Origin of the sequence: Caballeronia insecticola, from assembly GCF_000402035.1 — a bacterium.
Taxonomy (GTDB): domain Bacteria; phylum Pseudomonadota; class Gammaproteobacteria; order Burkholderiales; family Burkholderiaceae; genus Caballeronia; species Caballeronia insecticola.
The window spans coordinates 722,387-735,765 of sequence record NC_021288.1 but is presented as its reverse complement, the minus strand read 5'-3'; the positions used below and the strand labels follow the sequence as shown (position 1 = coordinate 735,765).

Annotated in this window: 9 protein-coding genes; 7 read left to right on the top strand and 2 right to left on the bottom strand. The window is 61.7% G+C overall.

Annotation, left to right across the window (positions count from 1 at the left end):
• Nucleotides 1-10 precede the first annotated feature (10 nt).
• The 7 genes from BRPE64_RS23960 (at nt 11) to BRPE64_RS23925 (ending at nt 10,107) form a co-directional block, all read left to right on the top strand.
• Complete coding sequence (locus BRPE64_RS23960; RefSeq protein ID WP_016347487.1) at nt 11-1,222, top strand: HlyD family secretion protein; 1,212 nt, start codon at nt 11-13, stop codon at nt 1,220-1,222.
• A gap of 61 nt (nt 1,223-1,283) precedes the next feature.
• Nucleotides 1,284-2,834 (top strand): DHA2 family efflux MFS transporter permease subunit, encoded by a 1,551-nt coding sequence (locus tag BRPE64_RS23955; RefSeq protein WP_016347486.1) that lies wholly within the window; start codon nt 1,284-1,286, stop codon nt 2,832-2,834.
• Between the two features lie 158 nt (nt 2,835-2,992).
• A complete protein-coding gene (locus BRPE64_RS33500) occupies nt 2,993-3,133 on the top strand; it encodes a hypothetical protein (protein WP_173405476.1) in 141 nt (46 codons plus the stop codon).
• 527 nt (nt 3,134-3,660) lie between these two features.
• A complete protein-coding gene (locus tag BRPE64_RS33040; RefSeq protein WP_144063507.1) occupies nt 3,661-5,436 on the top strand; it encodes a hypothetical protein in 1,776 nt (591 codons plus the stop codon).
• A gap of 339 nt (nt 5,437-5,775) precedes the next feature.
• Nucleotides 5,776-8,061, top strand: coding sequence for a tail fiber domain-containing protein (locus BRPE64_RS31990; protein WP_016347483.1), 2,286 nt, complete (start codon nt 5,776-5,778; stop codon nt 8,059-8,061).
• 618 nt (nt 8,062-8,679) lie between these two features.
• Nucleotides 8,680-9,237: a carboxymuconolactone decarboxylase family protein gene (locus BRPE64_RS23930; RefSeq protein WP_016347482.1), complete on the top strand. Its 558-nt coding sequence runs from the start codon at nt 8,680-8,682 to the stop codon at nt 9,235-9,237.
• Nucleotides 9,238-9,261: 24 nt separating this feature from the next.
• Nucleotides 9,262-10,107 (top strand): helix-turn-helix domain-containing protein, encoded by an 846-nt coding sequence (locus BRPE64_RS23925; RefSeq protein WP_016347481.1) that lies wholly within the window; start codon nt 9,262-9,264, stop codon nt 10,105-10,107.
• A 31-nt stretch (nt 10,108-10,138) separates the two neighbouring features.
• On the opposite strand, the gene BRPE64_RS23920 is transcribed toward BRPE64_RS23925, so the two are convergent.
• Both BRPE64_RS23920 and BRPE64_RS23915 read right to left on the bottom strand, forming a co-directional pair.
• Complete coding sequence (locus tag BRPE64_RS23920) at nt 10,139-11,824, bottom strand: ATP-binding protein (protein WP_016347480.1); 1,686 nt, start codon at nt 11,822-11,824, stop codon at nt 10,139-10,141.
• Between the two features lie 4 nt (nt 11,825-11,828).
• Nucleotides 11,829-13,355 (bottom strand): ATPase domain-containing protein, encoded by a 1,527-nt coding sequence (locus tag BRPE64_RS23915; RefSeq protein WP_016347479.1) that lies wholly within the window; start codon nt 13,353-13,355, stop codon nt 11,829-11,831.
• Nucleotides 13,356-13,379: the final 24 nt, after the last annotated feature.

The window sequence follows — 13,379 nt, the reverse complement described above, 5'->3', positions numbered from 1 at the left end:
GAGAACGAACATGAGCGACACGATTACATCCGCGCGCACGGCGGCGGATCAACCCGAGGCCGCGGCCGAGACGAAGAACCGCCGGCGCCGCACACTGCTGCTGTCGCTGCTCGCCGCGGCGGTGGCAATTTCAGGCGCGGGTTGGGGCGCCTGGTACGCGACGAGCGGGCGTTTTTTCGAAGCGACCGACGATGCCTATGTCAGCGGCAATCTCGTGCAACTCACGCCGCAAGTGAGCGGCACGGTGATCGCGGTGAATGCGGACGATACGCAGATCGTGCATCAGGGCGCGCCGCTCGTCGTCCTCGACGCCGCCGATGCCAAAGTGGCGCTCGCCAACGCCGAAGCCACGCTGGCGCAGACCGTGCGGCAGGTCAGCACGCTCTACGTGAACAACGCGTATTACGCCGCGACCGTCGCGCAACGTCAGTCCGACCTGACCCGCGCACAGGACGATCTCAAGCGCCGCCAGACGATCGCGCAGACCGGCGCGGTATCCGGCGAGGATGTCGCGCACGCCCGCGATGCCGTCGCCGCTGCGCAAGCCGCGCTCGATGCCGTGCGTCAGCAGGCCGAAGCGAACCACGCGCTGACCGATCGCACGTCCATCGAACGGCATCCGAACGTGCAGGCCGCCGCGAGCAAAGTACGCGACGCCTGGCTCGATTACGCGCGCAACACGCTGCCCGCGCCCGTGACCGGCTATGTCGCACGCCGCTCGGTGCAGGTTGGCGAGCGCGTCGCGCCAGGCAAGCCGCTCTTGGCGATCGTGCCGCTCGATGGCGTGTGGATCGATGCCAACTTCAAGGAAGTGCAGCTCACGCGCATGCGTATCGGCCAGCCGGTCACGCTCACCGCCGATGTCTACGGCTCGAAGGTGAAGTATCACGGGCACGTAGAAGGCTTCTCGGCGGGCACGGGCGCGGCCTTCGCCGTGCTGCCCGCGCAAAACGCGACAGGCAATTGGATCAAGGTGGTGCAGCGTCTGCCGGTGCGCATTCGCCTCGATCAGCGCGAGCTGGAGGCGCATCCGCTGCGCATCGGCTTGTCGATGCAGGCCGAAGTCGAAACGCGCGACGAATCGGGCACGCAACTGGGCGCGGCATCGAACACGGTTTATCGCACCGATGTCTACAGCCATTACGGCGATGAGGCGGACGCGGAGATCGCACGGATCATCGCGGATAACGTGTCCTCGCCGCGAGCACCGCGCGTGAAATGAGCAAGCGAATTTTTTTAAGCAATTATCTGACGAGTCAGACATAAACGACGCAGGCAAAACCATGCATCCGACCGCTTCATCCGCGCCGCTCACCGGCGGCAAGCTCGTTCTCGCGACGCTCGCCGTTGCGCTCGCGACCTTCATGAACGTGCTCGATTCGTCGATCGCCAACGTTGCGATTCCGACTATCGCCGGCAATCTCGGCGTATCCGTCGATGAAGGCACGTGGGTCATCACACTGTTCGCCGCGGCCAACGCGATCTCGATTCCGCTGACGGGCTGGCTCACGCAGCGCGTCGGGCAAATCAAACTGTTCGTGTGGGCGATTTTGCTGTTCGTGGTGTCGTCGTGGTTATGCGGCATCGCGCCGAATCTGCCCGTGCTGCTGGCCGCGCGCATCTTGCAGGGCGCGGTGGCCGGGCCGCTGATTCCGCTGTCGCAGGCAATTCTGCTCGGCTCCTATCCGAAGGAAAAGAGCTCGACCGCGCTGTCCCTCTGGGCGATGACCGCGACCGTCGGACCCATTGCGGGCCCCGCGCTCGGCGGCTGGATCACGGACAGCTATTCGTGGTCGTGGATCTTCTATATCAACATTCCGGTCGGGCTGTTTGCGGCGGGCGTGACGTGGGCCATCTATCGCGAGCGCGAGACGCCGGTGCGCCGCGTGCCTATCGACAAGGTCGGGCTGCTCTCGCTTATCGCGTGGGTTGCGTCGTTGCAGATCATGCTCGACAAGGGCAAGGACCTCGACTGGTTCGCGTCGCCGGTGATCGTCGCGCTCGGGGTGTTTGCGCTCGTGAGCTTCATCTTTTTTCTGATCTGGGAGTTGACCGAGAAGAACCCGGTGATCGACATCAAGCTCTTCATGGGGCGCAATTTTCTGGGCGGCACGGTGGCGATATCGGTTGCGTATGCGGTGTTTTTTTCGAACCTCGTGCTGTTGCCGCAATGGATGCAGGGCTACTTGAATTACCGTTCCGTCGATGCCGGGCTTGTCACCGCGCCGCTCGGCATTTTCGCGGTGATGCTCGCGCCCGTCATGGGCAAGCTGATGCCGAAGTCCGATGCCCGCGTGCTCGCCACGCTCGCTTTCTTCGGCTTCGCGGCGGTTTTCTTCATGCGCTCGCATTACACGACCGGCGTCGATACCTACACGCTCGTCATCCCGACGCTGTTGCAGGGCATTCCCACCGCGCTGTTCTTCGTGCCGCTTACGGCGATCATTCTGTCCGGCCAGCCGCCCGGCAAGATTCCCGCCGCGGCGGGTTTGTCGAATTTCGTGCGCGTGTTCGCGGGCGCGGTGGGCACGTCGCTCGCCAGCACGGGCTGGAATGACCGGACGATTCTTCATCATGCGCATCTGGTCGAGCAGGCAAGCGTACTCAACCCGACGTTCAACGGTGCGATCAGCACGTTGCAGGATGCGCTCGGCGGCGGACCGCAGGCGCTCGCTTATTTCGAGCGCACGCTCAACGCGCAGGCGGCGATGCTGGGACTCAACGATATTTTCTGGCTGTCGGCGGTGATTTTTATCGCAATCGTGCCGCTGATCTGGCTGACGAAGCCCGGCAAGGGAGCGGGCGCCGGCGCGGCGGGCGCGGGAGGACATTGAGCATTGCGCTTCGACGCGAAGGATCGACGCGAGCCGCGACATCGTTTTGATGTCGACGATTTTTTCCGATCTTTAAACGCTCATTTCTTTCGCTTACGTTGCCGTAAACTCACGCTGTTACGATGGCGCCTCTTTCCATCTTCAAGACAACGAAACTCATGAAAAAGGCCGTACTCGCCGCGCTGGTTGCAGGCACCACGTTTTTCGCCATTGCTCCGGCTTTCGCGGCATCGCATCATCATCAGCCGGTTTGCCATAAGGTGCGCGTGCATCATCATTGGGAACGCCACTGCAAGTAAGCGGGTTGTTGTTGATCCGGAAACCCTGTCTTTAACGGCAGGGTTTTTTTTCGTCCATCGGTTTTGGTTGGCGGTTTAGCGGTCGCCGCGCGGTGCGGTGCCATGCAGCGCGGCATGTGGGCCGATAACGCAGTCTCTCGACGCCGTTTAGCAGCGTAAGCCGCGGCCCATGCCAAGTGGCCCGAACCACAGTTGGTGAATGGACTTCGTCTTAGACGGTCTGGCTCATGGACGACGCTTTCGATGCCTGAACGTGGTCGACGACCGCACTCGGGAATGTCGGGCCATTTAAGCACGATCTGCGCGTGACAGCCGCCGATGCCATGTTTGAACGAGCATCGGTTTATCTCCATCTGCCACCCCAGGGGCTTGATCGAATGGTGGCGAATCGGGTACAACACCGAACAGCCTAACTGCGGTTCGTACTATAGCCAAGGGTAGGTCACTACATCATGGACTGCCCCTACATTCCACCAAAACAGATTGTCGGTATTAATAGTAAGTAAAACTAAATACTCTGAGAAATGATGAACTACTACATTCCGTCGAACCCGGTCACTGGTGCCAAACTCAGTACCACGGGATTCTTTGAAGACACCGTGAACGGATCGATCGTGCCGCAGGGTGACGTTTGGAATCCGAACATCGCCTATCCGTCGCGCGCGCTGGCCGTTGGACCTGATGGCCTGCTCTACATCGCGACGAACGCGAATGTGAATAGCGCCCCGCCGAGTAATAGCTGGAAATCAGTCGGCTCGCAGTTCGCAGATGAGATCAGCGGTAATACCGGTGCTCAGATGGTCGGATTTATTCAAGAAGGGCAGGGTGCCGCGCCACGGGAAGAGTTGAGCAAGACGCGGGAGCATGTGACGCCGGAGGACTTTGGTGCCGTCGGCGACGGTCAAGCCGACGATTCTTCGGCGTTCCAGCGCGCTGAGAGCAGCCAGCATCCAGTGATCGAACTCACGCGCGGGCACACCTATATCGTGAATGGCGTGCAGCTGAAAAAACGGTATGTCGGTTTCGGGACACTCTTGCTCGATGGCGTCCCTCATCGGGTGGACCCCATCTTCTCGGCGCCGTTCCGCGCGCGCACACCGTATTGGATAGAGGACTTTCCGACGCTGGGCGGCAATCCAAACTGGGTGCCCGCCAGAAGTGGGCATTCTGCGCAGCGCCCCATGTATTCAGTAGAGGACGTGACTGTATGGGTCGATCCTGTGAGCGGTGATGACGCTCGGGATGGAAAGACGCAGCAAACAGCTCTGCGAACTTTTGCCGCTGCGATGTCGCGTGTCCCGTATTACCTGTTTCACGCTGCGCGGATTTATTTGCTTGATGGTGTCTATGACGAAGCACCCATCGTCTCTCATGTATTTTCTACGGCCAGCCGGTGGGCTAATTTTGCGGTCATCGGGCATACGCCGAACAATCCCGCGTACTCGGACACAAAGCCGGAGGCCGTCGTTTTCTCGACCCTCGCCTCGGATGGCAGCCGAGCGGTAACGGCGTGGTCGTGCATCTACGGCGGGACCTATAACACGTCCATGGAGGGTGTCACGATTGATGCGTTTTGGCCCTACGACGTCACGTGCCGCCTGATGAATTGCATCATTCAGCGCGGTGGCGGCGCCTTCAACAACTACGCCATCGGCGGCCACGGCGGTCGCGTGGGCTTCTTCAATGTCACATTCAAGGACATTCCTGCGCAAGGTCTCATCGTCGAGGCGGTCGATTTCGCGCATTACATCTTCGATACCTGCACCTTCGAAAACGTTCTTGCGCCTTTTGCCAGCGTCAAGAACTGCTCGCATGTCGCGCTCAAAAGCTGCAGCATCGATCTCTCCACGAGCTTTTGCGAAGCCGGATCGATGCTGATGGGCGATATGTCGATGCGTCAGAACCAATTCGGCATCGGCCTGGATAAAAACACAGCCGGGTATGTGACGCTTGCGGGTGGGACACCGGGAAGCGACTTCTACAACGAAGGCGGCCAGGTCATCACGTATGGGAAAGATGCTGCAGGATCGAACGGCGGTGCGGTCGTTGTGTATTTTGGATCGCGGCTGGTTACCAATACCTCATCGAAGTTCGTTGTCGCGTATTCCGATGCGACCGGTTCTCGCGAGGTGTTTCGCGTCAAGCCGCTGGGCGTGGCATTGCCGTCCTTGGGATATCAGTTGAATGCCGTCGCCGCGAGCACCACGTCCGGATTTACGAACATGCTCTTTGTCGATGCGGCGGACAACAAGCTGAAGTTCCGGGACAGCACCAACGCGATCAAGGTCGTAACGCTTACGTGACGGGAGATCCACGTTCAGGCGTGGCGCCATGGCAAAAGCTGCGTGCGACATACACCCAGAAGATGGCGAAGGCGCGGTGTGCCGCCATCGTCGACGGCATGACGCTGCGCCAGGACGCGGCCCGCTCGCGGCACTACGACGAGCTGTTCGTCGACGAGGGAAGTCTCGTCAAGGAAGGCCTGCGCGATATCTGGGAGCGGTCTCGGGTAACGTGCATCAGAGCTAGGTCAAGACTTCGCGGGAGGTGCCCGTGAAAGTACTACATCACTGACTACCCCTGCATTCCTTCGAACCGAATCATCGGTACGTGTTTAAGCATAACTAAATTATTGAAGACTAATGAGATACTACATTCCGTCGAACCCGATCACCGGTGCCAATCTCAGCGCGACCGGATTCTTTGAAGACACCGTGAATGGCGAGATCGTGCCGCAGGGTGATATCTGGAATCCGAACATCGCATATCCAGCCAATGCGATGGTTGTCGGTGCGGACGGACAACTCTACATCGCAAACAGTGCAAATTTAGACAGCGCGCCACCCGCCGACGTTTGGCGCGAGGTGGGATCTTCCCATCAGCTCGCGGAAAACTTGGCAAGCGCAAGCGGCGCCTCTGAGGTGGGTTTCGTTCAGGCGGGAGAAGGTGCGGTTCCGCGCAACTTGCAAGAGAAGGTGCGTGAGCAATTGAGCGCCACGGACTTTCCCGTTGTTGGCGATGGCGTTACAGATGACACAGCCGCGATAGCCAAGCTCGAAAGCAGCCACGCCGGACGATACGTAGACCTACTCGGCAAGACGTATCTCGTCTCCGCACTGCCGACGAACAACTACTACTTCAACGGCACGTTCAAACGCGCATCCGATGGGTTCCTGTTCGATGCGGGATACATCGGACAAACGCGCGTCGGCAATCACGCCGTCGTTATCGGGAAGGGTGCCGGCGCGGCGCTCCCGAAGTTCATCGAATACAAGAAGGCGGGCAACCCGTACAACGTGATTGCGATTGGCGACAGCGCAATGGCGGCCAACACAACTGCTCGCAATTCGATTGCGATCGGCGTTGGTGCGATGCAGAACACGGTGAACGGCCGCTATAACATCGCAATCGGCCTCGAATCGCAGTACTGCGTGAACAGCAACGACGGAGCGAACACCGCAGGAACACGCAACATCGGCGTCGGCGACAATACTCTGCGCTTCAACGTGACTGGCTATTCCAACATCGCGATGGGCCGCAACGCGGGACAATCCATCACGAACGGAAATTTCTGTACGGCACTGGGTAGCGCTGCGCTCTACGGACTGGCCCCGCTCGACCTGGACGATACGACCATTCTCAACCAGACACCGCTCACGGTCGACCATCAAACAATGATCGGCTCGAATGCGGGCATGATGTCGAACGCAGAGGGCAATACCTGCGTCGGCGCCGACTGCGGTAGCGAAATCAAAAAGGGCACGCTCACCGCGTTCGGCTGGCAGGCAGCATCTACGCTCGAAGTCGATTCGAGTTTTGACGGATTCCAGCGCGTCACCGGAACAACAAAAACCGGAACGTACGTCTGGAACGTGAATACGATCACCGTCACGATCGCAGCTCATGGATTCTCAGCCGGATGGCGCGTGCGCATTGGGCTCGGCGCTCACGAAGCGCAGTACATGACCATTGTGTCCGTTCCGGATGCAAACACGTTCACGTTAAGTACTGCTTTGTCGCCAACGCAAAACTCGGAAAGTGGCGTGGCAAAGGTCATCGAGTGGGTCACGCTCATGGCGATTACGCCTGTTTCGGATGTCATGGCGATCGGCCGCAAGGCGCTCTACAGCGGCAAGACGTGTTCGAACAGCATCGCCATTGGCGCCGTGGCCCAGTTTCAGAGCCAGGGCATCAACAACACGTCGGTCGGCAACTTAACGCTCAGCGCGGCCACGACCGGAACGCGCAATACGGCAGTCGGTTACTCGGCTCTGCGCGCGCTGACAACTGGCACGGATTGCGTCGCGGTGGGCGAGTTCGCGGCGTCGAATATTACGACGGGCTCGCAAGTTACGGCACTTGGCCGAAGTGCGCTGCGCAACTCGCAGGACGGCTCAGTTACCGCGACGTTCAACAATATCACCGGCGTTGGCTATGACTCGCGCGTCTCGGGCGACAACCAGGTGCAGCTCGGCAACAGCGCGACGACGACGTACGTCTATGGCACGGTGCAAAACCGTTCCGATCTGCACGACAAAGCTGACGTCCGCGATACCGTACTCGGACTAGATTTCATCAAGGCCTTGCGCCCGGTCGACTACCGGTGGGACATGCGCGACGACTACGCCGAGCCGTACGAGGAAGAGGACGGCATCGACGCGGAAGGCAAGCCGATCATCGTTCGCAAAATTCGCCAACTCCCGAAGGATGGTTCGAAGAAGCGCGCGCGGTTCCATCACGGTTTGATTGCGCAAGAAGTGCAGACCCTAATCGAGCGCACGGGCGTTGACTTCGGGGGATTCCAGAATCACGCGGTCGACGGCGGCTGCGACGTGAAGACCATCGGCTACGACGAACTGATCGCGCCGCTGATCAAAGCGGTGCAGGAGCTCGCCAGTATGGTCGACCAACTCCGTGGTTCGCGCTGATCTCGATATCGACAAACGTCGGTTCCCTGGCGCGAGTTCGCCGCGATCCTGCCGGCAGCGGGTGCGGTGCGTACAGAAGGAGGCGTGGTATTGAATCTAGATGACGTCCGAAGCGCGCTTGTTGCTCTTCAGTGTCGGATTGCAAGGGTCGCGCTTCATATGGCGTCAGCAGATGGGCCGCTGCCACGGCTCTTTTTTTTCCTTCGGCGCGTCGTCGATCACGCCGACGCGCCGGATTTCGAGCGCCAGACCATTCGGACGTTGGAGAGGGGCGTACCGCTGCGCTCGCGCTCCAACGCCTTGAACTCGGGGCGGAGACTTCGCGGATCGCCGGCGTCACCATGCGCGCGCGCTGAAACCTGAGAGTCACGTAGCGGACGTCAGGATATCCAGTAAGTGCAGTCTGGAACGGCACTGTAACTAGTTGATTCCAATAGTGCCCAATTGCGCATTTTTGAACAGGCCTAAAACGTATCTAACCGGGCCTAACCTGCTGATGCGAGATCATTTTTTCGCATCCCCCATCATTACACCGCATGTAATTGTCCCCACACACGGCCATCTCTAACCTTTGCTTATCGCGCCGCCCTCCCGGCAGCGCCCATCGAAGGAGATACCATGTCCAGCTACCCCGTCCACACGCCCGACACCGCTCCCGCGCAATCACAACCCGCGCTCCAACAACTGCAAAACGCATTCGGGCTGATCCCGAACATCGCGGGCACGATGGCTGCATCGCCGGTGCTGCTCAACGGCTTCGTCGGCCTGTTCGAACGCGTGCATGCAAGCAGTCTGACCGAGCCGCAGATTCAGACGCTGTTGCTCACCAACGCAGTCACGAACGCAAGCGAATGGCCCGTCGCGTTCCACACGGCGCTCGCATTGAAGCAAGGCGTGCCGCCCGCCGATGTCGACGCGATCCGCCACGGCGCGTTACCTGCCGACGCCGCACTGGCCGCGCTGTCGACGCTGGCGCGAACGCTGATCGGCAAGCGCGGGCGTCTTACCGAAGCCGACCAGCAACGCTTTCTCGACGCCGGTTTCAGCGCCGAACAGATACTCGAAGTGATCGCGGTCGTCGCCGCATCGACGATCACGAACTACGTCGCCAGCGTGACGCAGCCGCCGCTCGAAGCGCAGTTCGAGGCGTTCGTCTGGCATGCGCCGGTTCTTTGAAGCATCGTCTGTCGAGGAAATGCGATGAACGCGAACCGTCCCGATCCGAACGCGCAGCCGGTCGAACTCGGCGATCTGCTGCGCTACTGGCGCGACGTGCGCGGCGTGAGTCAGCTCGATCTGTCGCTCGATGCGGGCGTGTCGCAGCGTCAGATCAGTTTCATCGAAAGCGGGCGCAGCGTGCCGGGCCGCGACACGCTGCTCACGCTTGCACAGACGCTCGATGTGCCGCTGCGCGAACGCAACGCGCTGCTGCTCGCCGCAGGCTACGCGCCGGTCTATTCGGAGGCGCCGTGGAATGCGCAGGAAATGCACGGCGTGATTCGCGCGCTCGAACGCGTCGTGCGGCAGCATGAGCCGTTTCCGGCGATCGTCATGGACCGCCACTGGAACGTGCTGATGACCAACGAAGCGGCGCCGCGCTTCTTCGGCTGTTTCATCGACATGGCCGCGCGCGAAGGTCCGCGCAACATGCTGCATCTGATCTTCGATCCGCACGGCATGCGTCCGTTCTTAGCCGACTGGGACACGGTCTCGCGCAGTCTGCTGCAACGCGTGTATCGCGAGACGGTGGGTCATGTGGCCGACGCCGGCGTCAAGCGTTTGCTCGACGAACTATTGGCGTACCCCGACGTTCCGCGCGACTGGAAGACGCATCGCGGTACATCGGCGTCGCCCACGACGCCCGTCATTCCGCTGAGCTTAGTGAGCGAAGGCGCCGTGCTGCGCTATTTCTCGATGGTCACAACGGTCGGCGCGCCGCAGAATGTCGCGGCGCAGGAACTGCGGCTCGAATGCATGTTTCCCGCCGATGACGAAACCGAGACGCGCCACCAGCAACTGCTCGCACGCCACGCGCAGCATCGCTGATGTGGCAAGACTCGTGGCAAAACCCGGCGCTTCAGCTCGCGGTCTTCAACGCGAGACGCACCGCGCGCGCGAGATCTTCGAGTTGAAACGGCTTGCGCAGCGCGGTGAAACGCCGGTCGGTGATGGTCGATAGATCGACGTCCGCGTAGCCCGTCGCGAGGATCACCGGCAGATCGTCACGCATCTCGCGGGCGCTGGCGAGCACCTGCATGCCGTTCATGCCGGGCATCGCGTAATCGACCATCATCAGATCGGGCGCGTCGGCGCGCAGGCGGTCGAGGCCGCTTTGCCCGTCGCGCGCGCAGGTCACGTGATGGCCGAGCGCTTCGAGACATTCGACGATCATCGTGCGCACGTCCTCGTCGTCCTCGATGACGAGAATGCGATAGGCCTTCTGCGTGTCGTCGTGCGGATCGGCATCGGCGATCGTCTCGGGCGAGTCGCTTGCGCTGAGCGGCAACCACATCTGCACAGTGGTACCCGCGCCCGGCTCGCTCTCGATGCGCGCCACGCCGCCCGCCTGCCGCGCAATGCCGTAGACCTGACTCAGGCCGAGGCCGGTTCCCTTGCCCACCGGCTTGGTCGTGAAGAACGGATCGAACACGCGCGACAGCACGCCCGGGTCGATGCCCGAGCCCGAATCGCTCACGCTGATCACCACGTAACGTCCCGCGGCGAGCGATTCGTCGGGCGCGGCGCGTTCGCCCGCGTGAATCGAGAGACGGCCGCCGCGCGGCATGGCGTCGCGCGCGTTGATCGCGAGATTGAGCACGGCCAGTTCGAGCTGATTGGCGTCGGCCTGGGTCCAGAGATCGGCGGAATCGGATGTGGTCGAGAACGCGATCGTCGAGCCGAGCGAAATCGAAATGATGTCGCGCATGCCGTGCAGCAACGAGGCGACGTTGACGGACTTGAGATCGAGATTGCTCGTGCGGGAAAACGACAGCAACTGCGCGGTGAGCTTGGCGCCGCGTTCGGTGGCGCGCTTGGTGGTGGCGGCCATCTTGCGCACGCGCTCGTCGGCGCTGATGCGCGAGAGCAGTTCCGCATTGGCCATGATGACGTTCAGCAGATTGTTGAAGTCGTGCGCGATGCCGCCCGTCAGTTGCCCGAGCGCTTCCATTTTTTGCGACTGCACGAGCACCGCCTGCACCTTGGCGCGTTCGTGAATCTCCTTCATGAGCCGGTTGTTCGCCGATGCCAGTTCCTGCGTGCGTTCTTCGATGCGGCTTTCGAGCGATTCGTTGAGACGTTCGAGCGCTTCCTGCGCCCGGGCGCGCTCGATCAGATGCTGCCCGGATTCGGCGAGATGCCTGCGCGAATCGTACTGCCGCGCGCGCGCCCGCAACGACGATGCCACGGCCCGCCGCAACGTCTCCGAGTTGAGCGGCCGTTCGAGCACGAGCACATTGCCGAGTCGCTCGAGCATGTCGATGCTCGCGTCCGAGCGGCGGCCCGCGAGCCGGCCCGAGAGCAGCACGATCGGGAAATCGGACCAGGCGGGCTGCGCTTCGAGCCAGGCCGCGAGCGCGCGGGCATCGTCGTTGGCCAACGACTCCTCGGTGACGATGGCCACGCCCGCGCCGCGTTCGAGCTCGGCGACGAGCGCGGGCGAATCGGCGCAGACAAAGCAGCGTCGGTCATCGGTTGCGAGGACGTCGACGATCACGTCGGCGTCGCGGCCGAAGGGCGCCACGATCAATACGCGATACTCCATGACGTCAGCCGGCGGGCGATGCGGGCTCGCCCCCGGTGCCGGGAAGCATCGCGGTGTCGCCCCGGTAGCTGGGCAGGCCGCTCAGGATGCCTTCGAAATCGCGCAGCGCCTCGCCGACATTCAGGCCGCCGCTGCCGAGCCGGAACTGGCGAATCGAGCGTTCATGTCCGTTCGAACGGCTCTTGACGGCGGTGATGGCCGTGAGCACTTCGCCCGCGCGCTCGAAATAGCGGAACAGCACGACCACGTCGCTGAGATAGCTGATGTCGATATCGCTCTGCACCTCGCCGATAATGCCGTGCTGCCCGAGCACCAGCATCGTGATGACGCCGCGCTGGTTCAGATACGTGAGCAGTTCGTGCATCTGCAAGAGCAGATAGCGTTCGCCCGGCATCGCCTGCAAGTAGGCGTTCAGACTGTCGATGGCGACGAAGCGCGCGCCGTCCTGCTCGACGCTCTTGCGCACGTCGCTCGCGAATTCGCCGGGCGAGATTTCCGCGGGATCGATCTGGCGCAGCGTCAGCAGGCCGTTTTCGAGGTACGGCCTGAGATCGATGCCCAGATTGATCGAGCGGCGCAGGAGCGTGGGCCGCGTCTCGTCGAACAAATAGTAGACGCAGGCTTCGCCGCGTCGGAGCGCGGCGAGCAAGCATGATGCGACCGTCGTCGTCTTGCCGACGCCCGAAGGTCCGACAATCAGCGCATTGGTCCCCGGCACGAGTCCGCCACCCAGCAGCGCATCCAGACCTTCGGTGCCCGTGGAGAGCGGGTTCGCCGAATAGTCGGTGTGATGCTCGGCCGCGATGAGCCGCGGATAAACCTCGATGCCGCCCGTCTTGAGCGTCATGTCGTGAAAGCCTTCGCGAAAGCGGATGCCGCGCATCTTCGCAATGCGCAGGCGGCGGCGCTCGCCGCCGTAGTCGTGCACGAGATTGTCGAGGCTGATGACGCCATGCGCGATGCTGTGCAGTTGCAGGTCGCCGGGCTCAGACGTGTTGTCGTCGAGCAGCATCACCGTGCAGGCGCGCGTCGCGAAATAACGCTTCAGCGCAAGAATCTGACGGCGATAGCGCAGCGAGTTCTGCGACAGCATGCGCAGCTCGGACAGGCTGTCGAACACAAGGCGAGTGGGTCTCAGCTCATCGACTTTCGCGATCACGTCGCGCACGGTTTCGCCCAGCTCGACTTCGGCCGGATGCAGCACGGTCTGCTCGTAGCGCGGGTCGAGCCCTTCGTCCGACAGCAGCTCGATGATCGTGAAACGTCCGGTATCCCAGCCGTGGCTCTGCGCCACCGCGACGAGTTCCGCCTTCGTCTCCGACAAGGTCACATAGAGCCCGGGCTCGCCAATCTCCGCGCCTTTGAGTAAGAACTGCAAGGCGAGGGTCGTTTTACCGGCGCCCGGTGCGCCCTCGATCAGGTACATGCGATGAGGCGTGAGCCCACCGCTCAGAATGTCGTCGATGCCATCGACACCGGTCGGTATACGGCCGGGCTGGATCGCGGTGTTCGTGTCGGTCGTGTCGAGCATGGCGCGTATTTGAGGTCGAAGACG